This window comes from Psychrobacillus sp. FSL K6-2836 (assembly GCF_038003085.1).
Taxonomy (GTDB): Bacteria; Bacillota; Bacilli; order Bacillales_A; family Planococcaceae; genus Psychrobacillus.
This window is the reverse complement of the sequence record NZ_JBBOOM010000001.1, coordinates 2,135,040-2,158,542: the sequence shown is the minus strand read 5'-3', so window position 1 is coordinate 2,158,542 and position 23,503 is coordinate 2,135,040. Positions and strand designations below refer to the sequence as shown.

General features: G+C 36.6%; 25 protein-coding genes. 24 read left to right on the top strand and 1 reads right to left on the bottom strand.

Annotation, left to right across the window (positions count from 1 at the left end):
- The first annotated feature begins 61 nt into the window (after window positions 1–61).
- The 6 genes from holB (at window position 62) to rsmI (ending at window position 4,194) form a co-directional block, all read left to right on the top strand.
- The gene (holB, locus tag MKY37_RS10070; RefSeq protein ID WP_445323035.1) at window positions 62–1,069 is read left to right on the top strand and encodes a DNA polymerase III subunit delta'; all 1,008 of its coding nucleotides are present in this window, start codon (window positions 62–64) and stop codon (window positions 1,067–1,069) included.
- A complete protein-coding gene (locus tag MKY37_RS10065; RefSeq protein ID WP_340776624.1) occupies window positions 1,062–1,892 on the top strand; it encodes a PSP1 domain-containing protein in 831 nt (276 codons plus the stop codon). The genes holB and MKY37_RS10065 overlap by 8 nt, the downstream gene beginning before the upstream one ends.
- 12 nt (window positions 1,893–1,904) lie before the next feature.
- Window positions 1,905–2,258, top strand: a complete 354-nt coding sequence (gene yabA, locus MKY37_RS10060) for a DNA replication initiation control protein YabA (RefSeq protein WP_340776622.1) — start codon at window positions 1,905–1,907, stop codon at window positions 2,256–2,258.
- A 64-nt stretch (window positions 2,259–2,322) separates the two neighbouring features.
- Window positions 2,323–3,069 (top strand): tRNA1(Val) (adenine(37)-N6)-methyltransferase, encoded by a 747-nt coding sequence (locus MKY37_RS10055; RefSeq protein WP_340776620.1) that lies wholly within the window; start codon window positions 2,323–2,325, stop codon window positions 3,067–3,069.
- Window positions 3,056–3,319: a GIY-YIG nuclease family protein gene (locus MKY37_RS10050; RefSeq protein WP_340776618.1), complete on the top strand. Its 264-nt coding sequence runs from the start codon at window positions 3,056–3,058 to the stop codon at window positions 3,317–3,319. Before MKY37_RS10055 ends, MKY37_RS10050 begins: the two co-directional genes overlap by 14 nt.
- Entirely contained in the window at window positions 3,319–4,194 is an 876-nt protein-coding gene (rsmI, locus tag MKY37_RS10045) for a 16S rRNA (cytidine(1402)-2'-O)-methyltransferase (protein WP_340779890.1), read from the top strand. Before MKY37_RS10050 ends, rsmI begins: the two co-directional genes overlap by 1 nt.
- 90 nt (window positions 4,195–4,284) lie before the next feature.
- Here the strand turns inward: rsmI and MKY37_RS10040 are convergent, their stop codons facing one another.
- Window positions 4,285–4,560, bottom strand: a complete 276-nt coding sequence (locus tag MKY37_RS10040; protein WP_053592248.1) for an AbrB/MazE/SpoVT family DNA-binding domain-containing protein — start codon at window positions 4,558–4,560, stop codon at window positions 4,285–4,287.
- 342 nt (window positions 4,561–4,902) lie between these two features.
- Between MKY37_RS10040 and metG the strand changes: the two genes are divergently transcribed.
- The 18 genes from metG to spoVT all read left to right on the top strand — a co-directional run bounded on the left by metG (window position 4,903) and on the right by spoVT (window position 23,394).
- Window positions 4,903–6,858: a methionine--tRNA ligase gene (gene metG / locus MKY37_RS10035; RefSeq protein WP_340776609.1), complete on the top strand. Its 1,956-nt coding sequence runs from the start codon at window positions 4,903–4,905 to the stop codon at window positions 6,856–6,858.
- 275 nt (window positions 6,859–7,133) lie between these two features.
- Entirely contained in the window at window positions 7,134–7,904 is a 771-nt protein-coding gene (locus tag MKY37_RS10030; protein WP_340776607.1) for a TatD family hydrolase, read from the top strand.
- 129 nt (window positions 7,905–8,033) lie between these two features.
- Window positions 8,034–9,245 (top strand): ubiquitin-like domain-containing protein, encoded by a 1,212-nt coding sequence (locus tag MKY37_RS10025; protein ID WP_340776604.1) that lies wholly within the window; start codon window positions 8,034–8,036, stop codon window positions 9,243–9,245.
- 87 nt (window positions 9,246–9,332) lie between these two features.
- Complete coding sequence (rnmV, locus tag MKY37_RS10020; protein ID WP_340776602.1) at window positions 9,333–9,893, top strand: ribonuclease M5; 561 nt, start codon at window positions 9,333–9,335, stop codon at window positions 9,891–9,893.
- A gap of 3 nt (window positions 9,894–9,896) precedes the next feature.
- Entirely contained in the window at window positions 9,897–10,775 is an 879-nt protein-coding gene (gene rsmA / locus MKY37_RS10015) for a 16S rRNA (adenine(1518)-N(6)/adenine(1519)-N(6))-dimethyltransferase RsmA (protein WP_340776600.1), read from the top strand.
- A gap of 153 nt (window positions 10,776–10,928) precedes the next feature.
- Window positions 10,929–11,192 (top strand): biofilm formation stimulator Veg, encoded by a 264-nt coding sequence (gene veg, locus MKY37_RS10010; RefSeq protein ID WP_090570777.1) that lies wholly within the window; start codon window positions 10,929–10,931, stop codon window positions 11,190–11,192.
- A gap of 132 nt (window positions 11,193–11,324) precedes the next feature.
- Window positions 11,325–11,498 carry a small, acid-soluble spore protein, alpha/beta type gene (locus tag MKY37_RS10005; RefSeq protein WP_090570780.1) on the top strand — a complete coding sequence of 58 codons (174 nt, stop codon included), beginning with the start codon at window positions 11,325–11,327 and terminating at the stop codon, window positions 11,496–11,498.
- Window positions 11,499–12,365: 867 nt separating this feature from the next.
- On the top strand, window positions 12,366–13,232 hold the full coding sequence (ispE, locus tag MKY37_RS10000; protein ID WP_340779889.1) for a 4-(cytidine 5'-diphospho)-2-C-methyl-D-erythritol kinase: 867 nt from the start codon (window positions 12,366–12,368) through the stop codon (window positions 13,230–13,232).
- A gap of 55 nt (window positions 13,233–13,287) precedes the next feature.
- Window positions 13,288–14,139, top strand: coding sequence for a pur operon repressor (gene purR, locus MKY37_RS09995; RefSeq protein ID WP_340776595.1), 852 nt, complete (start codon window positions 13,288–13,290; stop codon window positions 14,137–14,139).
- Window positions 14,117–14,488: a RidA family protein gene (locus MKY37_RS09990; protein WP_340776593.1), complete on the top strand. Its 372-nt coding sequence runs from the start codon at window positions 14,117–14,119 to the stop codon at window positions 14,486–14,488. Before purR ends, MKY37_RS09990 begins: the two co-directional genes overlap by 23 nt.
- A 193-nt stretch (window positions 14,489–14,681) precedes the next feature.
- Window positions 14,682–14,969 carry a septation regulator SpoVG gene (spoVG, locus tag MKY37_RS09985; RefSeq protein ID WP_340776591.1) on the top strand — a complete coding sequence of 96 codons (288 nt, stop codon included), beginning with the start codon at window positions 14,682–14,684 and terminating at the stop codon, window positions 14,967–14,969.
- A gap of 250 nt (window positions 14,970–15,219) precedes the next feature.
- The gene (gene glmU, locus MKY37_RS09980; protein ID WP_340776589.1) at window positions 15,220–16,593 is read left to right on the top strand and encodes a bifunctional UDP-N-acetylglucosamine diphosphorylase/glucosamine-1-phosphate N-acetyltransferase GlmU; all 1,374 of its coding nucleotides are present in this window, start codon (window positions 15,220–15,222) and stop codon (window positions 16,591–16,593) included.
- A gap of 22 nt (window positions 16,594–16,615) precedes the next feature.
- Complete coding sequence (locus MKY37_RS09975; RefSeq protein WP_093496472.1) at window positions 16,616–17,575, top strand: ribose-phosphate diphosphokinase; 960 nt, start codon at window positions 16,616–16,618, stop codon at window positions 17,573–17,575.
- Window positions 17,576–17,651: 76 nt separating this feature from the next.
- Entirely contained in the window at window positions 17,652–18,248 is a 597-nt protein-coding gene (locus tag MKY37_RS09970; RefSeq protein ID WP_340776586.1) for a 50S ribosomal protein L25/general stress protein Ctc, read from the top strand.
- A gap of 88 nt (window positions 18,249–18,336) precedes the next feature.
- Window positions 18,337–18,900: an aminoacyl-tRNA hydrolase gene (gene pth / locus MKY37_RS09965; protein ID WP_340776583.1), complete on the top strand. Its 564-nt coding sequence runs from the start codon at window positions 18,337–18,339 to the stop codon at window positions 18,898–18,900.
- A gap of 42 nt (window positions 18,901–18,942) precedes the next feature.
- On the top strand, window positions 18,943–19,179 hold the full coding sequence (locus MKY37_RS09960; RefSeq protein WP_340776581.1) for an anti-sigma-F factor Fin: 237 nt from the start codon (window positions 18,943–18,945) through the stop codon (window positions 19,177–19,179).
- Between the two features lie 58 nt (window positions 19,180–19,237).
- Window positions 19,238–22,771 (top strand): transcription-repair coupling factor, encoded by a 3,534-nt coding sequence (mfd, locus tag MKY37_RS09955; protein WP_340776579.1) that lies wholly within the window; start codon window positions 19,238–19,240, stop codon window positions 22,769–22,771.
- 86 nt (window positions 22,772–22,857) lie between these two features.
- Window positions 22,858–23,394: a stage V sporulation protein T gene (gene spoVT, locus MKY37_RS09950; protein ID WP_340779888.1), complete on the top strand. Its 537-nt coding sequence runs from the start codon at window positions 22,858–22,860 to the stop codon at window positions 23,392–23,394.
- Window positions 23,395–23,503: the final 109 nt, after the last annotated feature.

Here is a 23,503-nt window from a genome sequence, read left to right as displayed (position 1 = left end):
CTCCAGCGACTATCAAGGCTGACATAGACACTGGAGCTTTTCTTAGAAAGTGGTGAAAGTGATGGAAAACTGGTCGATTGAGGATGTAGAAAGATTACAACCTACCGTAGTCAAACAATTACAAATGATTGTATCTAAAAATCGAATCGGACATGCCTATATCTTAGAAGGGGCTAAAGGAACTGGGAAAGAGAAAGTCATGCAATTTTTTGTTCAGCTTCTTTTTTGTGAAGACCCAGTAAATAATGTTCCATGTGAAACATGTCGATCATGTAAAAGATTAAAATCCTTCAATCACCTTAACTTTATGCAACTAGAGCCTGATGGTCAATTTATAAAAAAAGGACAAGTAGATGAATTAGTTCATGCATTAAGTAAGACTACTATTGAAAAGCAACGAAAAATATATGTAATACATCATGCAGACCAATTAAATGCAAGTGCAGCAAACACACTATTAAAGTTTTTAGAAGAGCCTCAAAGCGAGATAACAGCCATTTTATTGACTGATAGAATGCATGCTTTACTTCCAACTATTCGTTCCAGATGCCAGCATCTAAGTTTATCTTCAATCCCTACTGTTATCTTAAAACAGAAATTAATAGAAGAGGGGATCACTGATTCAATGGCTTCTACTGTTTGTAAAATGACGAATCAAGTAGAAGAAGCTTTAAATTTAGCGAAAGATGAGCAGTTTGGACTTGTAAGGAAATCAGTGTTAAAATTGGTTGAAGCGAATGGAAGAAGTATTCACGACGCATTAATGTGTATTCATGAAGATTTTGGATCATTGCTTAAAGAGAAAGAGCAGGCCGAACAAGCGTTAGATTTACTACTATTTGCATATCGTGATATAGTAGCTATAAAAGCAAGTCCCATCGCAGATTGTACTTTCCCGGATATGATTTCTTATTGGAAACAGGTTGCTCTACATACAACGTATGAGCAATTATCGAAGCAATTAGAAATGATTTTACATGCAAAACAAAACTTGCATAAAAATATGAATCGGACACTGATGATGGAGCAGTTAATGCTTAACCTGCAGGAGGGATTTACTTTTGTATAATGTTGTAGGAGTCCGCTTTAAAAAAGCGGGTAAAATATATTATTTTGATCCAGTGGATTTTGCTTTAGAAAAAGACGATTATGTAATCGTTGAAACAGCTAGAGGAGTAGAGTATGGTAAAGTTGTAGTTCCGATCAAGCAAGTCGGAGAACATGATGTTGTGCTTCCTCTAAAACAAGTAGTAAGACCTTCTTCGGATAAAGATCGTATCCAAGTAGAAGAAAATAGATTAGAATCAGCTCAAGCACTTGCTCTAGGGACTGAAAAGATTATCGAAAGAAATCTTGAAATGAAGTTGGTAGATGTTGAATATACATTCGACCGAAACAAAATTATTTTTTATTTTACTGCAGAAGGTCGCGTAGACTTTCGCGATTTGGTAAAAGATTTAGCATCAGTATTTAGGACTCGTATTGAACTTAGACAAATTGGAGTTCGTGATGAGGCAAAAATGTTAGGTGGTATAGGGCCTTGTGGTCGTATGCTTTGTTGTTCTACATTTTTAGGAGATTTTGAGCCGGTTTCTATAAAAATGGCGAAAGATCAAAACTTATCACTAAATCCATCTAAAATTTCTGGGCTTTGTGGCCGACTAATGTGCTGCTTAAAGTACGAGAACGATGAATATGAAACTGCTAGAGAACAAATGCCGGATATTGGAGACAAAGTTGAAACACCTGATGGGCTAGGTAGAGTAGTGAGTATGAATATTTTGGAGCGAGTTTTACGTATAGAATTACCTGATCCACAACGTGTTCTAGATTATACGTTAGAAGAAATTACAAACCATGCAACAAATCAAGTGCAATGGTCGGGGCAATGAGGTGAATGTGTGATGGACCGCAATTTTTTTGATACAATTATAGATTTTGAAAAACAATTAGAGTCCACGCAGCTGCAATTTCGCGCTTTAAAAGAATTTGTGGCGATAATGGTTGAAGAACGTGAAGCGCTACAACAAGAGAATAATCATTTAAGACAACGACTCGATGAAATGCATGAAAAAGAAGCAATGCTTGAGAAAATGAGAGATGAGAAATTGAACAAATTTGATGTAGGAGAGGGCCATGATAATCTAGCTCGACTCTATCAAGAAGGCTACCACGTGTGTCATGTTCACTTTGGAAGCTCTCGAAAAGAAGAAGATTGTCTATTTTGTCTTTCATTTTTAAACAAACAAAACACATAAACAATTGACTGATGCCACTCCATAAGTGGGTGTCAGTCTTTTATTTTGCTTGGGGGTAATAATTATGGAACAATGGTTAAAGAATGACGAACGACTGGATTATTTATTGGCAGAAGATCTACGTATTATTCAAAGTCCTTCTGTCTTCTCTTTTTCTTTGGATGCAGTATTGCTATCGAGATTTACATATGTACCGATTAAAAAGGGGAAAATTGTAGATATTTGTACAGGAAATGGGGCAATCCCATTATTTCTAAGCGCTCGAACAAATGCTGAAATCATAGGGGTGGAATTACAAGAAAGATTAGCAGATATGGCTACAAGAAGTGTTCAGTTCAATAATCTCAACGAGCAAATTACTATTATGGAAGCCGATGTTAAGGGTATTGCTAAAGAGCTTGGTTCCGAAAAATTTGATGTTGTTACTTGTAACCCACCCTATTTTCCAGCGCATGAGGCAAGTGAGAAAAACTTAAAGGAGCATTTAGCGATTGCTCGACATGAGATCTATCTTACATTGGATGAAGCAGTTCAATCTGCTAGTGAATTATTAAAGCAGGGTGGAAAAGCTGCCTTTGTTCATCGTCCTGGGAGACTTCTCGATATCGTAACTGCGATGAGAGCTAATCGTTTAGAGCCAAAAAGAATTCGTTTTGTCTATCCAAAAGAAGGAAAAGAAGCAAACACATTGCTAATCGAAGGTATAAAAGATGGAAAGCCTGATTTAAAAATATTACCGCCTTTATATGTATATGGAGATGACGGAAAATATACGCAAGAAGTAAAAGAGATGCTGTATGGAAAAGAGTGAAAAACGGCATACTTTTTACGTGTTAGAATGTAAGGATGGATCCTATTATGCAGGTTATACGAATGATTTAGTGAAAAGATTAAAGGTACATAATGAAGGAAAGGGAGCAAAGTATACACGCGCCAAGCGGCCGGTTAGTTGTATATATAGTGAACTATACGAAACGAAGCAAGAGGCTATGCAAGCGGAGTATGCTTTTAAGCAGCTAACGCGAAAACAAAAAATAAATTATATGGGGGCAAGTAAATGATAAAATCTCAGAAATCGACCGAGCATGAACAAAGTAGCTGCTTGTATTTAGTTGCAACACCCATTGGTAACTTAGAAGATATGACGATGAGGGCTATTAGAATATTAAAAGAAGTAGATATTATTGCAGCAGAGGATACGAGAAATACGAAAAAACTGTGTAATTACTTTGAAATTTCTACGCCACTTATAAGCTATCACGACCATAACCTGCAAACTGGTGGAGAAAAACTATTGGAATTATTGAGAGAGGGCAAACGTATAGCATTAGTAAGTGATGCAGGTCTTCCTTGTATTTCAGATCCAGGTGCAGACATCGCTGCTAAAGCAGTAAAAGAAGGCTTTGCGGTTGTACCGGTCCCCGGAGCAAATGCTGCCCTTAGTGCACTAATTGCATCGGGACTGACAACACAACCCTTTTTCTTTTATGGTTTTTTAAGTCGCAATAAAAAAGAAAGAAGAGTAGAAATTGAAAAGCTACAAAAAAGACAAGAGTCCGTTATTTTATATGAGTCACCACATCGTTTGAAAGAATCATTACGGGATATGCAATCTGTTATGGATGGAACACGAAAGATTGTTTTAGCACGAGAGCTAACAAAAAAGTTTGAAGAGTTTTTAAGAGGTACGATTGACGAGGCAGTTGAGTGGGTGGAGCAGGCAGAGATTCGGGGAGAATTTTGTATTGTGTTAGAAGGAAACGAAGATGAAGTAGAAATTGAAGAAACACCATGGTGGTCAAAACTAACACTGGAAGAGCATGTAGACCAACTAATAGAAGAGAAACATTGCACTTCAAAGGAAGCTATTAAAGAAGTGGCAATCCAAAGAGGTCTATCTAAAAGAGAAGTCTATCAAAATTATCATGTAGATTAGGAAAACGCAAGTGCCTATCGGGGCTAGGTGCTTGCGTTAGACATGTAAAAAGAACCGTAAACTTAAAAAGTTTACGGTTCTTTTTACTAATTATTTTAGGTTACTTTGAATCTCTTTGATTAGTAATTCTGCACCTTCTGGGCTTAGAATCAGTTTTCCACCAACTAGGCGTAGGTTATCATCTGATACTTCACCAGTTACAGCACAAGTCATATTTGGCATATATTTTTTTAGGATGATTTTATCATCATCTACGTAAATCTCTAATGCATCTTTTTCAGCAATACCTAACGTGCGACGTAATTCAATTGGAATAACTACACGACCTAATTCATCAACTTTACGTACAATACCTGTAGATTTCATAAAAAATTGTTCTCCTCTCAAGAGTGCATATTTTTCGCCAAGATTCGACATAAACCTCTTTTATGTAATATATCATACCAAGTACTACCATTTACGTCAATAATTAATGATTTAGCGAAAGAGAGTAATATAATAGTATTTTGATATTTAAAGCGTTTTTTATTAAAAATACGATTCTTTTTAAGTGAAATAGGAATTATTTTGATATATTAACTAGTTTTTTGAAATTTATCACTTAGCAATTTTTATTCGACAAACATGAATAAATGAATTGATTGAAACAAACTCTTCATTTCGATAGAATAAAGAATAAAGAGAATCAACATTGGAGGCATCTTTACATTGAAAGATCAACAGAAAACATTCTATTTAACAACCCCGATTTATTATCCGAGTGGAAAATTTCACATAGGAACCGCGTATACGACCGTTGCTTCCGATGCAATGGCCAGATATAAAAGACTTAGAGGATATGAAGTTCGTTTCCTAACAGGAATGGACGAGCATGGTCAAAAGATTCAAGAAAAAGCACAAGAAGCAAAAAAAGAGCCTCAAATTTATGTAGATGAGATTGCAGAAGCGGCCAAAAAGGTATGGGCTTTAATGGATATATCCTATGATGATTTTATCCAGACTACTGAGGAACGACATACAAAAATAGTGGAGAAAATATTTCAAAAATTCTTGGATAATGGAGACATTTATAAGGGAGAATATGAAGGATGGTATTGCACACCTTGTGAGTCTTTCTTTACTGAAACACAGTTAATAGAAGGAAACTGTCCAGACTGTGGTCGTCCAGTTCAAAAAGTGAAAGAAGAATCATACTTCTTTAATATGAAGAAATATGCTGATCGTTTATTGGCATACTATGAGCAAAATGTAGAATTTATAGAGCCAGAGTCTAGAAAAAATGAAATGGTAAATAACTTTATTAAACCAGGTCTAGAAGATTTATCTGTATCAAGAACATCCTTTGATTGGGGTATTAAAGTGCCCGGCGATTCAAAGCATGTAATTTATGTGTGGGTGGATGCTTTAACTAATTATATTACATCACTTGGTTATCTATCAGATGATGATGCTTTATTCCAAAAGTTTTGGCCAGCAGATGTCCATGTAGTAGGTAAAGACATTGTCCGTTTCCATACAATTTATTGGCCGATATTCCTAATGGCTTTGGATTTACCACTACCTAAGAAGGTTTTTGCTCATGGATTTATCATGATGAAAGACGGTAAAATGTCTAAATCGAAAGGAAATGTTGTATACCCAGAAATGTTAGTAGAACGTTATGGATTAGATGCAACACGCTATTTCTTATTGCGTGAACTTCCTTTTGGCCAAGATGGAGTATTTTCTCCAGAGTCATTCGTAGAGCGGACAAACTTTGACCTTGCAAATGATTTAGGGAATCTTTTGAATAGAACTGTTTCCATGATCAATAAATACTTTGATGGAAAAATTCCGGTAAGTCAAAGTGAATCGACAGAGTTTGATGCAACTTTACAGGATTTTACAAAGGATACAATTGGTAAATACGAAGCAAATATGGAAAAAATGCAATTTAGCTTAGTGCTTGGAGATTTATGGGCTTTAGTATCGCGTACAAATAAGTATATTGATGAAACTCAGCCCTGGGTACTTGCAAAAGACGAAACAACTAAAGGACAACTGGCTTCAGTTATGACTCATTTAGCAGAAAGCCTTCGTCAAATTGCAACACTTGCCCAGCCATTTATGACAAATAGTCCGAAACAAATTGCGGAGCAGCTTGGTTTTACAGAGGATTATTTGCAGTGGGATCATTTAGGCTCTTATAATGTTATAAAGGATGGTACAACAGTAATAAAAACAGGAGTTCCTATTTTCCCACGATTAGATGTAGATGTAGAGGTTGCTTATATTCGTGAACAAATGCGGGGGTCTGTTCAAACACCTCAAGAAGAGGAAAAAGAAGAAGGACCTCAAGCGGAAGAAATTTCAATTGATGACTTTTTTAAGGTGGACTTACGTGTTGCTACCGTATTATCGTGTGAAGCAGTGCCTAAAGCAGATAAATTATTGAAGCTGCAATTAGATATGGGATATGAAAAGCGTCAAGTAATTTCTGGTATTGCCCAGCATTACAAACCTGAAGAGGTTATTGGTAAAAAAGTAATTGTAGTAGCAAATCTGAAACCCGTGAAGTTAAGAGGAGAGTTATCTCAAGGAATGATTCTTGCAGGTGAAAAAAATGGATATTTGACCCTTGCTTCAGTGGATGAAAAACTAGAAAATGGCGCTCAAGTGAAATAAAAAAACCATATTAGTTGTGATGAAAATTTCTTGGGTTTCGATCAAAAATCCAGCAAAATTTATTGGCGACAATATAATTTAACAGCATTAACTTTTGAAATAGACCTGTTGCAGTTGGAACAGGTCTATTATTTTTAAATACTATTCAAAAATACTTTCTATTGGAAAACGCTTATACTTTCACGAAAGTGTCTTATATTATAGCTAGAAAACGTGAAAAACAAATAGTATTGATAAAAAGTAATAGTATTAATAATTATTGAGGAGGAAGTAATATGTTTATCGATACACATGTACATTTAAATGCAGATCAGTATGAGGATGATTTGCAGAAAGTAATTAATCGTGCGTTAGATGCTAATGTAAAAAAAATGGTGGTTATTGGATTTGATCGTATCACGATTGAAAGAGCCATGAAGCTGGTGGAGGAGTATTCTTTTCTTTATGCTGTAGTTGGATGGCATCCTGTGGATGCGATTGATTGTACAGAAGAGGATTTGAAGTGGATTGAAGAACTTGCAGCGCATAAAAAGGTTGTTGGAATAGGGGAAATGGGATTAGATTATCATTGGGATAAGTCCCCTAAAGACGTTCAACAGGCATTGTTTCGACAACAAATACGTTTAGCTCAGAAGGTAAATTTGCCGATTATTATTCACAATCGTGACGCAACAGAAGATGTGATACGTATTTTACAAGAGGAAGAGGCACATCTTACAGGTGGTATCATGCATTGTTATGGAGGAAGTGTAGAAACAGCTAAACAATGTATAGAGATGAATTTTATGATTTCACTTGGAGGACCTGTTACATTTAAAAATGCAAAGAAACCGAAAGAGGTAGCAACAGAAATTCCATTAGAATATTTATTGATTGAAACAGACGCACCTTATTTAGCTCCACATCCACATCGAGGGAAAAGAAATGAACCTGCTCTTGTGACACTTGTAGCGGAAGAAATAGCTCATCTAAAAGGAATTACAGTGGAAGAGGTGGCAGAAGCAACAACAAAAAATGCAGAAAGATTCTTTAAAATAACGGAATAAAAAAGTAATAGTAACATGCTATAAAAGAGGTATATATTTTACATGTTTTAATCTCAGAAGAAATCTTAACTGTTGACAAGCCCTTTGGGACTCTATATAATCACTTCAGTGAACAAGGAGGCGTTTTTCATGTCAAATAATTCCATGAAAAACCTGTTCTTTCATTCATTGAGGAGCAAGCAAACCTTAGTAACTGTAGCATCTTTACTACTGTTTCTTGCAGTCGTTTCTTTCGTTTTATTCGAAGGAACAAAGAAAACTGTTGCTTTAACAGTTAATGGTGAACAACAAGAAATATTAACGCATGCAAATACAGTTGGTGAATTATTAGATGATCATCAAATAGTAGTAGCCAATGAAGACTTTTTATATCCCTCAGTGAACACATCAATCGAAAATAATTTGTCGGTTGAGTGGGAGCAGGCAAGACAAATAGAAATCACAGTAGATGGAGAAATTCAAACACTTACAGCTACTGATGACTTAGTTTCAGAAATACTCGCAAAGGCAAATGTTGCAGTTACCGAACATGATGCTATAACACCTGCTGCAGATGCAGAGGTTGGACCTGATAACAAAATTGCTATTGAAAAAGCATTTGGAGTAAAGCTTTTAGATGGCGGTGAAGTAAAGAAGGTATGGTCCACTTCGACTACGGTCGCTGACTTTTTAAAACAACATAACATTCAATTGAGTGAATTCGACCGAGTAGAACAGAAAATGGATGAAGTAGTAGTCCCGAATTCTGAAATACAAGTAGTGCGAGTAGAAAAGGTCACCGATGTAGTTGAGGAAGAAATAAACTTTGCTGTAGAAACGAAAAAAGAAAACTCGCTACTAAAAGGGAAAGAAAAAGTAGTACAAACCGGTGTAAATGGAACTGTTTCACGGACTTATGAAGTAGTGAAAGAAAATGGTAAAGAGGTATCTCGTAATATGGTGAGCGAGAAGACGATCAAAGAACCAACCAAAAAGGTAGTGGCAGTTGGAACGAAAGTAGTGACTGCTAGTATTTCACGTGGAGCAAATTCGTCAGCAGCTCCATCTGGAGGAAAAGAATTTTATGCGACTGCAACTGCTTATACTGCTTATTGTAATGGATGTTCTGGCATAACTGCGACAGGCGTTAATTTGAAATCGAATCCTAATTTGAAGGTTATTGCTGTAGATCCTAGTGTTATTCCACTAGGTTCAAAAGTATGGGTAGAAGGCTATGGTTATGCGGTAGCTGGAGATACTGGTGGAGCTATCAAGGGAAACAAAATAGACTTATTTATGCCTTCTAAATCCAAGGCATATGACTTTGGTCGCAAAAAAGTACGTGTGAAAGTTTTGAACTAATCATTAACAGCTGTCCCTTTCGTTGATTGGGAGAGCTTTTTTGCGTTATGATAGATATAGCAGAAAGACAGAAAAGAGGAAAACCGGTTGCAAATAAAAGAAATAATAGTCGTTGAAGGAAAAGATGATACAACAGCCATAAAACGTTCTGTAGAAGCCGATACTATTGAAACGAATGGTTCCGCCATTTCTAAAGAAACACTTATGAAAATAAGGCATGCACAGGAAAAACGAGGAGTCATTGTTTTTACTGATCCAGATTATCCAGGAAGACGTATCCGTGCTATTATCGAAGAGCAGGTTCCAGGCGTGAAACACGCATTTTTATCCAAAGAAAAAACAATTGCTAAGAATGGAAAGGGTTTAGGGATCGAACATGCAAAGGACGAAGATATTCGCATTGCTCTTTCTAATGTTTATACCCCAAAATCGGACAAAGAAACGTTTTCCGAAATACCACTATCGATATTAGTTGATGGACAACTAATTGGTCATCCCCATTCGAAGGAAAGACGGACGAGATTAGGAGAGCTTTTGAAAATTGGCTACACCAATGGAAAACAGTTACAGAAACGACTATCTATTTTTCAAATTAGTCAGCAGCAAGTAGAAGAAGCGATTGCACAACTCAATATGGAGGAAAAATAATATATGCAAAAAGATATAGCGACGCCAATACGTACACAAGAAATATTAAAGAAATACGGGTTCTCATTCAAAAAAAGCTTAGGGCAAAACTTTTTAATAGATCCAAATATTTTACGTAATATTGTAAATCATGCGGATCTTACGAAGGATTCCGCTGCAATTGAAATTGGACCTGGTATTGGAGCATTAACCGAGCATTTAGCGAGAACTGCAGGAAAAGTTGTTGCATTTGAAATTGACCAAAGACTGTTACCTGTTTTAGCAGATACGTTATCGCCATACGATAACGTTGAAATTATTCACGCAGATATTTTAGAAGCAGATGTTCAACAAATATTTGAAGGCCAACTTCAAAACTACAAGGATGTTATGGTTGTAGCTAATTTACCTTACTACGTAACGACGCCAATATTGTTGAAACTATTAATGGATCGCCTTCCTATTCGCGGGATGGTTGTTATGATGCAAAAAGAAGTGGCTGATCGAATTACCGCATCACCAGGAACTAAAGCATACGGGTCTTTGTCCATTGCTATTCAGTACTATATGGAAGCGGAAATAGCGATGATTGTCCCTAAAGCGGTGTTTATGCCACAGCCAAACGTTGATTCAGCAGTTATTAAACTGACTCGCCGTGAAGCCCCACCAATTCAAGTAATCGATGAGGAATTCTTATTTAAAGTTTCTCGTGGTTCTTTTGTTCAACGAAGAAAAACAATTATTAATAACCTACAATCATCACTACCGAACGGAAAAGCAAAGAAAGATCTTATCATTCAAGCTTTAGAAAAAGTAGGCGTAGACCCAACTAGACGTGGAGAAACTTTGAGCATAGAAGAGTTCGGGAAATTATCCAATGAACTATATGAAGAATTTCATTAATCATACTTGTTACGAAATAAGTAATATTTATAAAAAAATGATTATGGCTGACAAATAAAAACGTTGACAACTATATAGATTGATTGTTAAAATATTTTGTTTGACAAAAATTTAAAACGGTGGTAAGATAGTAATCAGTGAGGTGTATGCGAAATGCCAAAAACTTTAGCTGATATTAAGAAGTCATTAGATCATCATTTAGGCAAACGTTTGCAATTAAAAGCAAACGGAGGACGTAAGAAAACAATTGAGCGTGCGGGTGTACTTAGAGAGACATATCATGCAGTATTTGTTATCGATTTGGATCAAGATGAAAACTCTTTTGAACGTGTATCTTATAGTTATGCAGATGTTTTGACCGAAGCAGTAGAAATCACTATTTTTGACGAAGCAAATAATTTAATAGTTGTAAAATGATTTTTTAGAACTTTTATCTTTTATTTTTATAATTTTAAAAACCCCTTTTCTATTTTATTTATTAGAAAAGGGGTTTTCTTTTGGTTTGCGGACATACTAAAAAAGCTAGTTGTTCTAAAGGAGGATTCGCCTATGTCTAGAAAAGGGATAATGTCTAAAGAATTAAAAGAAGAGATAGCCAAGGATCTTGGATTTTATGAGGTAGTCAAAACCGAGGGCTGGGGAGGAATTAAATCACGTGATGCAGGTAATATGGTGAAGCGAGCAATTGAAATGGCTGAACAGCAAATGAAATCACCAAAGTAAATAAGCATGTACCATAGTATTCATAGTATTAATGCACACGAGACAAAACTAAAGAACGACTAGCACATAGAAAAGACGGAGCAATCCGTCTTTTCTTTAAAGAGTATAAAATTTTATGTGCCTTGAACTCAGCTCAGTGTTCCAGGTATTTTGAATATAAGTTCTAACTAATGATATTACTGATTTCCGTTTCAGGCGGACACTTTTCCGCGGGCACGACTTCAATCTCCTCGTCACTGCGTTCCTGCGGGGCCTTCAGCTCGTGCTGTTCCCGCTGGAGTCGTCGCCTTCCACTTCAATCAATAAATAGTGTAATGCTTAACAATTAGATTTAGCACTGCCTATCGCGAAGATGATAGAAATAGTTTTAGTGTAGGGATAACAGCATTCTGTAATCGCTGTTGAATTAGGATTACTTTTTTTCTGCTTGATTTCTTTGCATTATTACAGGATAAAAGTAGATATTATGTAGCTATGCAACTAGTGTTTATAGGATTTTATGTCATTTATCTACTATTTACTGAGAAATTCGAGAAGTAGATTTCATTATATAGAAGTGGAAATATAGATAGCATCTCTAAAAATTATTCGGTAGTAAACAGCAGCAAGACTGTCCAAAGCTCACCGAAAACGATAGAAACTGGGTTTGACCTTAAAAGGACCTTGCACTTTTCATATTATCCATTGTTCTGCCGACGATGGTAGGAGAAATAATCTCATAGATTACTAATATAGATTATTAATAAGCTTTGCTTTACTTCTATAACCTATTTATTTACCAAGTATTGCAGCTGAATCTCGCTTCCGCATTCCTTATGCACTGTGTTAAAATAGGGGACAACATATTTGGGAAAAGGAGCAGATGGAATGTATTACGTAAAAGCACCTGCTAAAATAAATCTAACACTAGATGTACTACATAAGCGTCCAGACGGTTACCATGAAGTAGAAATGATTATGACAACGGTAGATTTAGCAGACCGTATAGGATTAGAGGTAAGAGAAGATGGAAAAATACATATATTATCCGTGGACCGCTTTGTTCCAAATGATCATCGGAATCTAGCATATCAGGCTGCAAAGATTCTAAAGGATATCTATCGAGTGAAAAAGGGAGTTTCTATTACAATCGAAAAGAATATTCCTGTAGCGGCTGGACTAGCTGGTGGTAGTAGTGACGCAGCAGCAACTTTAAAAGGATTAAATATTATTTGGGAATTAGGACTTTCTTTAGATGAACTTGCTGAGATAGGAACAAAAATTGGCTCCGACGTGGCATTTTGCGTATACGGAGGAACTGCTTTAGCAACAGGTAGAGGAGAGAGGATACAAGAACTTCCTTCTCCAGCCAATTGTTGGATCATCCTTGCGAAGCCAACACTCGGGGTATCGACTGCGGATATTTACGGTAATCTAAAAGTAAACGAAATAAAACATCCGAACACTGCTCAAATGATCGAATCTATTCAGCAGAAGGACTTTGATCTAATGTGTGCTTCTGTCGGAAACGTGTTAGAGGATGTAACACTTAAACTATACCCAGAGGTTGCTGGTTTAAAAGATCAGATGAAAAAATTCGGAGCCGATGCTGTTTTAATGAGTGGGAGTGGCCCAACTGTGTTTGGGATAGTCGACCAGGAGACGAGAGTACATAGAATATATAATGGTCTCCGTGGATTCTGCGACGAGGTATATGCAGTCCGTTTAATGGGTGATCGGGAACCACTTGCTTAAATCCGGATGTTTGTGGTAAGTTTTCTATAAAACATTCGTCTTTGGAGGTGAAGGTATGAAATGGAAAAGAAGTGAACGACTTGTAGATATGACTCAATATCTTATGGAGCATCCACATAAATTAATCCCTTTGACATTCTTTGCTTCTTTATATCAATCTGCTAAATCTTCCATAAGTGAGGATTTAACTATTGTGAAAGAAACATTTGAAGAAAGAGGTAGAGGTTTACTTGTTACTGTTCCCGGTGCAGCAGGTGGAGTCAAGTTCATTCCAACAATGACAGAAGAAGATGTCTTAAAAATAGCAGATGATTTAATGGCACAGCTCTCTAAAGTAGATCGATTATTACCTGGCGGGTATTTGTATATGACGGACCTGTTAGGAAACCCATCACTGATGAACAAAATCGGTAAAGTATTCGCATCCGCATTTGCTAATGCAAAAATTGATGCCATTATGACGGTAGCTACTAAGGGTATACCAATTGCACATGCTATAGCGAGACATTTAAATGTACCTGTAGTCATAGTGCGAAGAGATAGTAAAGTAACGGAGGGTCCGACGGTAAGTATAAATTATGTATCGGGCTCGGCACGACGCATCCAAACGATGGTTCTATCTAAAAGAAGTATGGAAAAAGGACAACGTGTTTTAATCACTGATGACTTCATGAAAGTCGGAGGAACGATTAATGGGATGAAGAGTTTATTAGGGGAATTCAATTGTGAGTTAGCTGGAATTGCTGTGTTGGTAGAAGCAGAGCATCAAGGGGAACAATTGGTAAAAGATTATTTATCCCTAGTTAAACTTCACGAGGTCAACGAAAAAGATGGTACAATTGCTTTAACACAAGGAAATTACTTTGAGAAAGGTGGCAAATTAGATGAAAGCAGTATCAACAACTAATGCACCGGCAGCAATCGGTCCGTACGTGCAAGGAATAATAGTGAATGGAATGTTTTACAGTTCCGGCCAAATCCCGTTAACTCCTGCAGGAGAAGTGATGGAAGGCTCTATTACAGAACAAACTGCACAAGTTTTTGCTAATTTAGAAGCAGTACTGACAGAAGCAGGATCATCCTTATCTAAAGTAGTAAAAACATTAGTCTTTTTAAAAGACATGAATGATTTTACTGAATTTAACGAAGCCTATGATAAACATTTTGCTGGTCATAAGCCCGCACGTTCTGCAGTAGAAGTTGCGAGACTACCAAAAGATGTAAAGGTAGAAATCGAAGTAATAGCTGTAGTATAAAAGCTAAATGGAAGGTGTTTTCTTCGGAGAACGCCTTTTTTATTTGTCTATTTATAAGATAAGACTATAACAAATAGAATATATTATTTAAAATATTAAAAATATTCTTATTTGAAAGAAGGATTTAATTAGTTTTTGTGGAATAACAAATAGATAGAGATATTTGTTACTTAGAAAAAAGGGTGGTGAGAGAATGGAAGTAACGGACGTAAGATTACGTAAAGTAGTGACTGATGGCCGTATGAGGGCTATCGCTTCCATTACGTTGGATAACGAGTTTGTTGTGCATGATATTCGAGTAATTGATGGAAATAATGGTTTGTTTGTAGCGATGCCAAGTAAAAGAACGACAGAAGGTGAATTTAGAGATATCGCTCACCCGATTAATGTAGGAACGCGCACGAAAATTCAAGACGCTATCCTTTACGCATATCATTTAAGTAGTGAGGTTGAAGAAAAAATTGGTGAGCCAACTGTATAACGGAAAAGTAAAAACCATTTCTTTAAAGGGAGATGGTTTTTTTGTTGCGCAATAAGAAAAAATTTAAACATAGAAAAGCATCAATTTCCTAGAACTTCAGAAAAACAAGTATAATTTAGCCGATTCTTCAAGAAATTCAACTATATTACTTGTTTTGTCATGTATTTGTCAAGAGATATTTCCTTGAAATCTCGCCTCATTTCGGCTATAGTCAAAAGAGTAAATTAGCCCACTGGAGGGAACTTGAAAAATGACAAATACTTATGCGGTTGTATTAGCTGCCGGTAAAGGTACACGTATGAAGTCTAGTTTATATAAAGTATTACATCCTGTATGTGGGAAGCCAATGGTAGAACATGTTGTAGCAAACATGGAACAACTTGGTGTGGAAAAAATTGTTACAATCGTAGGTCACGGAGCAGAAGATGTTCAACGTGGACTCGGGATTAGAAGTGAATATGCTCTTCAAGAAGAACAGTTAGGAACAGCTCATGCTGTTTTACAGGCTGAAGAAGTGCTAAAAAATTTAACTGGAACAACCATTGTTATCTGTGGGGATACGCCACTTATCACGCCAAAAACAATGAATGACTTGTTAGAACACCATAACGCAACAGGAGCAAAAGCGACTATTTTAACAGCGATTGCAGAAAATCCAACTGGTTACGGTAGAGTTATTCGTTCTGTAGATGGCAGTGTCCAAAGTATTGTAGAACAAAAAGATGCTTCTACGGAGGAACAACTTGTACGTGAGATTAACTCAGGAACATATTGTTTCGATAACGAAGCACTATTTAAATCATTGAAGTTAGTTAATAATAATAATAATGCACAAGGTGAATATTATTTGCCAGATGTCATTGAAATCTTACAAAAAGAAAATGAGATTGTCTCAGCATATGCTGCAAAGGACTTCGAAGAAATTTTAGGTGTGAATGATCGCATCGCTTTAGCTCAAGCAGAAGAAACTATGCGTTTACGTATTGCAAGGCATCATATGCGTGAAGGCGTCACAATCATCGATCCTAGAAATACATACATCAGTAGTGAAGCTGTTATTGGAGCAGATACAGTTATTCAACCTGGAGTTATCATTGAAGGAAAAACAACAATTGGCATGAACTGTACGATTGGTCCGAATAGCCACATCGTATCTAGTGTTATTGGTGATGAAACGACCATACACTCATCAGTTGTATTATCCAGTGAAATCGGAGACAATACCTCAATTGGTCCGTTTGCCCATATTAGACCACAATCCGATGTTGGAGATGACGTGAAGATTGGTAACTTTGTAGAAGTGAAAAAATCCACAGTAGGCAAGGGAAGTAAGATTTCTCATTTAAGCTATATGGGTGATGCTTCGATTGGAACTAACGTCAATGTTGGTTGTGGGACAATTACAGTGAATTATGATGGAAAAAATAAATTTATCACAACAATCGAAGACGATGCATTTGTCGGTTGTAATTCTAACTTAATAGCACCAGTAACTATTGGTAAAAAAGCTTATGTGGCAGCTGGGTCAACTATTACAAAAGATGTACCTGGTGAAGCACTTGCAATTGGTAGAGCGCGACAAGAGAACAAAGATGGCTACGTGAACAAACTAAATATAAAATAACCCATTATCCAGGAGGACTATCATGCCAGAACAATATGCAAATTCGAAGTTGAAAATTTTTACACTAAATTCCAATAAGGAATTAGCAGAAGAAATCGCAAAAGAAGTAGGAGTACCTCTAGGTAAAAGTACAGTAACTAGATTTAGTGATGGTGAAGTACAGATCAATATCGAAGAAAGTATCCGTGGATGCGACGTATTCATTGTTCAATCAACTTCGGGTCCTGTCAATGAGCATCTGATGGAATTATTAATAATGCTTGATGCACTAAAACGCGCTTCAGCTCGCACAATTAGTGTAGTAATCCCATATTACGGATATGCACGCCAAGATAGAAAGGCACGTGCTCGTGAACCAATCACAGCTAAACTTGTAGCAGACTTATTAACAACTGCGGGTGCAACTCGTGCAATCGTTCTTGATCTACATGCTCCACAAATTCAAGGATTCTTTAATATTCCAATAGATCATTTAGTTGCTGCTCCAATATTATCCGATTACTTCTTAGGTAAGAATTTTGATCCTGCCGAGTTAGTTATCGTTTCTCCTGATCATGGTGGTGTAACACGTGCACGTAAAATGGCAGATCGTTTAAAAGCACCAATCGCAATTATTGATAAACGTCGTCCACGTCCAAATGTGGCAGAGGTTATGAACATCGTAGGTAACGTAGAAGGAAAAACGGCTATTTTAATCGACGATATTATTGATACAGCTGGAACAATCTCCATTGCAGCAGCGGCATTGATGGAAAGTGGAGCAAAAGAAGTTTATGCTTGCTGTACGCACCCAGTGTTATCTGGCCCAGCAATCGAACGTATTGATAACTCAGTTATTAAAGAGCTAGTAATTACAAACTCTATTCAATTAGCTGACGATAAAATGTCACCAAAGATTAAAGAATTGTCGGTTGCAAAATTATTGGGCGATGCAATTGTAAGAGTTTTCGAAGAGAAATCAGTTAGCACGTTATTTGATTGATCTCAGAAATGTTTGAATTTTGCCGAAGATGGGTATTTATATTTATAGAACACACTTCGGGAGGATTGAGAATATTATGAGTACAGTTGTAAAAACACAAAAACGTAATAAAAAAGAGAATGCAAAGCTTCGAAACAGTGGGTTTATCCCAGCGATTGTATACGGCTTTGAACTAGAATCCCAGTCCATTGCTGTTAATGAAAAAGACTTTGTAAAAACACTTCGCGAGGTTGGTCGTAATGGTGTTATAAAACTCGATGTTGATGGTAAATCAGTAAACGTCGTGTTGAGTGATTATCAGATGAATATTCTAAAAGGACAAATGATTCATGCTGACTTTTTAGCGATCAATATGAAAGAAGAGTTAGAAGTAAATGTTGCAGTTAATGTGACGGGAGATTCAGTTGGTGTTTCAGAGGGTGGTATGCTTCAACAGCCAAATCGTGAAATTGCCATTACAGTGAAGCCTTCAGATATTCCGGATAGTATTGATATTGACGTGTCTGGCATGGCAATCGGAGATACATTAACGGTTGCAGATGTTAGAGATAAAGTAGGATATCCAATAACGAACGAAGATGACTATACATTGGTTACAGTATCAGCTCCTCGAGTAGAAGAAGAAACCGAGGACTCTGAGTCTGAGTCAGAAGAAACAACAACAGAAGAATAATAAAACAAAAGAGGTTGTCCTAAGGCAACCTCTTTTGTTTTGAATATGGTAAAATTAATAAAAACTTGTATTAAAGGAATGGAATAAAATGAAAATTATCGTTGGTCTTGGAAATCCTGGAAAACAATATGAAGCTACCCGCCATAATATTGGGTTTCATGTAATTGATGAACTTTCTAAACGATTAAATATACCACTTACACAGTCTAAATTTAATGGAATGTATGGAATTGGTCATATTGGTGCTGAAAAGGTCATGCTTTTAAAACCATTAACATATATGAATCTTTCTGGTGAATGTATTATACCTCTGATGGATTACTACGAGGTAAATGATGATGAAATAGTCGTTATTTATGATGATTTAGACTTACAGGTTGGCAAATTACGCCTGCGTCAAAAAGGTAGTGCAGGCGGACATAATGGTATTAAATCAATCATCCAACACTTAGGTTCACAGGAATTTAATCGAATCCGTATTGGCGTTGACCGTCCTAAAAATGGGATGAAGGTTCCGGACTATGTTCTATCCAAATTTCATGAAGATGAAAAAATAGAAATCATACAAGCAGTGAAAAATAGTGCTGATGCTTGCGAAGATTGGTTTGTAAAAAAATTTTTAGATGTAATGAATACATACAATGGTGCATAAAAAGTGAAGAAAAGGTCTATACTTCCTAAAAAGGAGGTTTTAATGGCCATGCCAATTCGTTATAAATGTCGCCATTGTGAAACAGAAATTGGGCAGTTGCCATTTGATCGCATAGATGACCAGTTTTTACAAAAACATGAGCTAACCCAAGAAGACCAACATATATATATTGAAAATGGATCAGAAGGAGACTACACTGTGCAGTGTATTTGTGAAGAGTGCCAGGATTCCCTTCAAAAGTTTCCAAATTACTATGCGTTAAAAAAGTGGATACAGTAAATGCTTTGGCACGTTTTCGTGCACAAAGCCTTTTTCTATTTAGATTGGGGGTACACAGATGGAACCTTTAAGTAATTTATTGTTCGAAGATACACAAATACAAAAACTAGTAAAAGAGTTGGAGAATGGTAGTGACCAACAGTTAATAACCGGTCTGACTCCCAGTGCAAGAGCTGTATTTACCAACATGCTATATAAAACAAGACAGGGAGCTATACTGATTGTAACGCCTAACCTATTACATGCTCAAAAACTGACAGAGGATTTAGTAAAACTAATTGGTGAGGACCTTGTGCGTTTATATCCTGCTGATGAGCTTATTGCAGCTGATATATCTATTACTAGTCCAGAACTTCGGGCACAAAGACTAGAAGCATTAGATCACATGTTAACGCATGATAATGGAGTTTATATTGTTCCAGTTGCAGGTCTTAAAAAACATATGCCTACTAAGAAAGACTGGCAAGCTAGTAGCATCTCTATTGCGGAAGGTGAAGAAGTTAACTTAGATTCTTTTTTACAAAGACTAGTGAATATGGGATATGTACGCCAGCCAATGGTTACTACCCCCGGAGAATTCGCTTTGCGAGGCGGAATTATCGATATCTATCCACTATATCTAGAGAACCCTATTCGTATAGAACTATTTGATACAGAAGTGGACTCTATTCGTACATTTTCTGCAGAAGATCAGCGTTCGTTAGAAAAACGGAAAGATATACGAATCCTACCAGCAACCGAATACGTGCTAACTGAAGAAAAGAAAATTCTGCTAGCTCATAAATTGGAAGAAGCATTGGCGGAAAGTTTAGAAAAAGTTAAAATTCCGGAAGTGAAGGATCTTTTCTATCAAAATATTCAACAAGATATCGAGCTGTTAAAGCAAGGCGAGCAACCAAAAGAATATATGAAGTATGTCTCTTTATTGGAAGAGAATAATAGTTTTTTAGGAAACTATTTTAACGAAAATGGAATGGTTTTATTTGACGAGCTTGGAAGAATTCAAGAAGTGACAGAAACCTTAGAAAGAGAAGAAAATGATTGGATTCTTTCTTTATTAGAAGAAGGAAAAACTGTACACCGTGTAAAACCTTCTTTTCGTCTAAAAGAAATTATTCAGATGTTTTCCAACGAAAAGCTGTACTTTTCGTTGTTTTCTCGTACTTTTTCTGGAATTACGATTAAAAAAAATATTAGTTTTTCGTGTAAACCTATGCAAAACTTCCATGGACAAATGCATTTATTAAAAAACGAAATAGAGCGATTTATCCAAGGGAAGTTTCGCTTATTTATACTTGCAGATGGTAAAGAACGTATCCCAAAAATACATGCAGTATTAGAAGATTACCAGATTACTTCGCAAATGGGTGCTTCGGCAAGTGATATGAAATCACCTGGTATTTTTATCGTGGAGGGAGATTTAGAAGCTGGTTTTGAACTTCCATTACAACGAATAGCTGTTATAACCGATTCTGAATTGTTTAAACAAAGGCATAAGAAAAAAGCAAGAGCACAGAAGGTAACGAATGCAGAACGTATAAAAAGTTACTCCGAGATAAAACCTGGAGACAATGTTGTACATATACACCATGGTATTGGGAAATATATTGGAATTGAAACATTGCTTGTGAATGGAATTCATAAAGACTATCTTCATATTCGGTATCGTGGCGAGGATAAATTATTTGTTCCCGTTGATCAAATCGATCTCATTCAAAAATATGTTGCGTCTGGTGAAAAAGATCCAAAGCTACACAAGCTGGGCGGAGCAGATTGGAAGAAGACCAAAACAAAGGTTTCAGCAGCAGTTCAAGACATTGCCGATGAGTTAATAAAGCTATACGCTAAAAGGGAAGCGGAAGTCGGATATGCATTTGAACCAGATAGTGAAATGCAGCAGTCCTTTGAAGCGGCATTTCCATATGAGGAAACGGATGATCAGCTACGTACTATTCAAGAAGTGAAAAAAGATATGGAAAAGGCTCGACCTATGGATCGTCTTGTATGTGGAGATGTAGGTTACGGTAAAACGGAGGTAGCTATACGTGCAGCATTTAAAGCTGTCATGGAAGGAAAGCAAGTGGCTTTTCTCTGTCCGACAACTATATTGGCGCAGCAACATTATGAAACAATGATAGAGCGCTTTCAGGATTTTCCGATTGAAGTAGGTCTACTAAGCCGTTTCCGTAACAAAAAACAACAAAGTGAAACGATTAATGGGTTGAAAAAAGGGTTAGTTGATGTAGTAGTAGGTACACATCGAATTCTATCCAAAGATGTGGAGTACCATGATTTAGGCCTTCTCGTTGTAGATGAGGAACAACGATTTGGTGTAAAACATAAAGAACGGATTAAGCAGCTGAAGACAAATGTAGATGTTATGACTTTAACTGCTACACCTATACCACGTACATTGCATATGTCCATGATCGGAGTACGTGACTTATCTGTCATTGAAACTCCCCCTAAAAACCGTTTTCCAGTACAAACCTATGTGATGGAACATAATGGAGCGCTAGTCCGTGAAGCAATTGAAAGAGAACTAGCGCGCGAGGGACAGGCATTTTATCTATACAATCGAGTGGAAGACATTACGAGAAAAGTGGATGAAATACAAATGTTAGTTCCAACCGCTAGAGTAGGGTTTGCGCATGGTCAAATGAGTGAAACGGAGCTAGAATCCATTATTATTAGCTTTATAGAGGGAGAATACGATGTTTTAGTGACTACGACTATTATTGAAACAGGTATTGATATTCCAAATGTAAATACACTTATTATTCAAGACGCAGATAAAATGGGATTATCACAATTATATCAATTACGAGGTCGTGTAGGACGTTCCAATCGTGTTGCTTATGCTTATTTAATGCATCAAAGAGACAAGGTATTGACAGATGTTGCAGAAAAAAGATTACAGGCAGTTAAAGAATTTACAGAGCTTGGTTCTGGATTTAAGATTGCCATGCGAGACCTGTCTATACGAGGTGCCGGAAACTTATTGGGCTCCCAACAACATGGATTTATAGACTCAGTTGGATTTGATCTTTATACGCAAATGCTGGAAGACGCAATTGCAGAAAAACGTACTGGTATTAAAAAAGAGGATTTACCAGATATAGAAATTGCGCTCACTACAGATGCTTATATTTCTGACGAATATATTCCAGATGGATATCAAAAAATTCAAATGTATAAACGTGTCAAAGGAATGGAAAAAGAAGAGGAGTACTTAGACCTCATAGATGAATTACAAGATCGGTTCGGAGATATACCTCTCGAAGCAGAAAAGTTACTGCGTATTGCACGTATGAAGATTTGGGGTATAGCCGTAGGTGTACAGTCTATTAAGGAAATAAATAAAATTATTTCAATTTCTTTAAGTGCAGAAGGAACTAAGGCTATTAATGGGGCGAAACTTGTAGAAGAATCTATGAAATACGGACGTGCGGTTGGCTTTAATATGGACAATGGCAGTCTTGTACTGACAATTGATGAACGTAAAACAGGAAAATTCAATCCATTTGATGTATTAGAAGAAATGATGAGATTGTTACCCGAATCCAAAAAAGAAATAGAAGAGGTCAAGTAGCTCTTTGCATATTTTTTGGTAATATGATGCATACTATGGCAGAAATGAACTTTAATTTCCAATCTGTCGAAAGTGAGGCATATTACATGAAAGCAACTGGCATCGTACGTCGTATTGATGATTTAGGTAGAGTAGTAATTCCGAAAGAAATACGTCGAACCCTTCGAATCCGAGAAGGAGATCCATTGGAAATTTTTACGGATAGAGAAGGAGAAGTAATTTTAAAAAAATATTCACCTATCAGTGAGCTTGGAGATTTTGCGAAGGAATACGCGGAAACCATATATGAAACTTTAGGAACTCCCGTATTAATAAGTGACCGTGATGAGATGATTGCTGCAGCAGGACTTTCAAAGAAGGATTACTTAAATCGCAGGCTAAGCCCAGATGTAGAAGACATTATTGGTAAGCGCTCTATTGTAATAGAGAAACATGAAAATTCGGTCGAATGGATTCCAGGAGTTACCGAAACAGTTAAGTCTTATTGTATTGCACCCATTATCGCTTCAGGAGATCCAATTGGAGCTGTATTCATCATTTCGAAAGTACATTTTATTGGAGAATCCGAACTAAAGTCAATTGAAACCGCTGCAAACTTTCTAGCAAAACAAATGGAAAGTTAAAAAAATCTTCCTCTTCTACAAAAGAGGAAGATTTTTTTTGATGGTGAGTACTTTTAGCTCTCAATGTATTATCCCATTGAGGATGAGAATTACTATAATAAATATTTAG

Bases quoted from the DNA above. Each gene is read 5' to 3' on its own strand.
- MKY37_RS10025 (WP_340776604.1), top strand. From the start codon at position 8,034: ATGTCAAATAATTCCATGAAAAACCTGTTCTTTCATTCATTGAGGAGC.
- spoVG (WP_340776591.1), top strand. From the start codon at position 14,682: ATGGAAGTAACGGACGTAAGATTACGTAAAGTAGTGACTGATGGCCGT.
- MKY37_RS09970 (WP_340776586.1), top strand. From the start codon at position 17,652: ATGAGTACAGTTGTAAAAACACAAAAACGTAATAAAAAAGAGAATGCA.
- veg (WP_090570777.1), top strand. From the start codon at position 10,929: ATGCCAAAAACTTTAGCTGATATTAAGAAGTCATTAGATCATCATTTA.
- rsmA (WP_340776600.1), top strand. From the start codon at position 9,897: ATGCAAAAAGATATAGCGACGCCAATACGTACACAAGAAATATTAAAG.
- MKY37_RS10040 (WP_053592248.1), bottom strand. From the start codon at position 4,560: ATGAAATCTACAGGTATTGTACGTAAAGTTGATGAATTAGGTCGTGTA.
- purR (WP_340776595.1), top strand. From the start codon at position 13,288: ATGAAATGGAAAAGAAGTGAACGACTTGTAGATATGACTCAATATCTT.
- MKY37_RS10030 (WP_340776607.1), top strand. From the start codon at position 7,134: ATGTTTATCGATACACATGTACATTTAAATGCAGATCAGTATGAGGAT.
- ispE (WP_340779889.1), top strand. From the start codon at position 12,366: ATGTATTACGTAAAAGCACCTGCTAAAATAAATCTAACACTAGATGTA.
- yabA (WP_340776622.1), top strand. From the start codon at position 1,905: ATGGACCGCAATTTTTTTGATACAATTATAGATTTTGAAAAACAATTA.
- MKY37_RS10005 (WP_090570780.1), top strand. From the start codon at position 11,325: ATGTCTAGAAAAGGGATAATGTCTAAAGAATTAAAAGAAGAGATAGCC.
- MKY37_RS09975 (WP_093496472.1), top strand. From the start codon at position 16,616: ATGCCAGAACAATATGCAAATTCGAAGTTGAAAATTTTTACACTAAAT.
- MKY37_RS09960 (WP_340776581.1), top strand. From the start codon at position 18,943: ATGGCCATGCCAATTCGTTATAAATGTCGCCATTGTGAAACAGAAATT.
- glmU (WP_340776589.1), top strand. From the start codon at position 15,220: ATGACAAATACTTATGCGGTTGTATTAGCTGCCGGTAAAGGTACACGT.
- holB (WP_445323035.1), top strand. From the start codon at position 62: ATGGAAAACTGGTCGATTGAGGATGTAGAAAGATTACAACCTACCGTA.
- MKY37_RS10055 (WP_340776620.1), top strand. From the start codon at position 2,323: ATGGAACAATGGTTAAAGAATGACGAACGACTGGATTATTTATTGGCA.
- pth (WP_340776583.1), top strand. From the start codon at position 18,337: ATGAAAATTATCGTTGGTCTTGGAAATCCTGGAAAACAATATGAAGCT.
- mfd (WP_340776579.1), top strand. From the start codon at position 19,238: ATGGAACCTTTAAGTAATTTATTGTTCGAAGATACACAAATACAAAAA.
- spoVT (WP_340779888.1), top strand. From the start codon at position 22,858: ATGAAAGCAACTGGCATCGTACGTCGTATTGATGATTTAGGTAGAGTA.
- MKY37_RS09990 (WP_340776593.1), top strand. From the start codon at position 14,117: ATGAAAGCAGTATCAACAACTAATGCACCGGCAGCAATCGGTCCGTAC.
- MKY37_RS10050 (WP_340776618.1), top strand. From the start codon at position 3,056: ATGGAAAAGAGTGAAAAACGGCATACTTTTTACGTGTTAGAATGTAAG.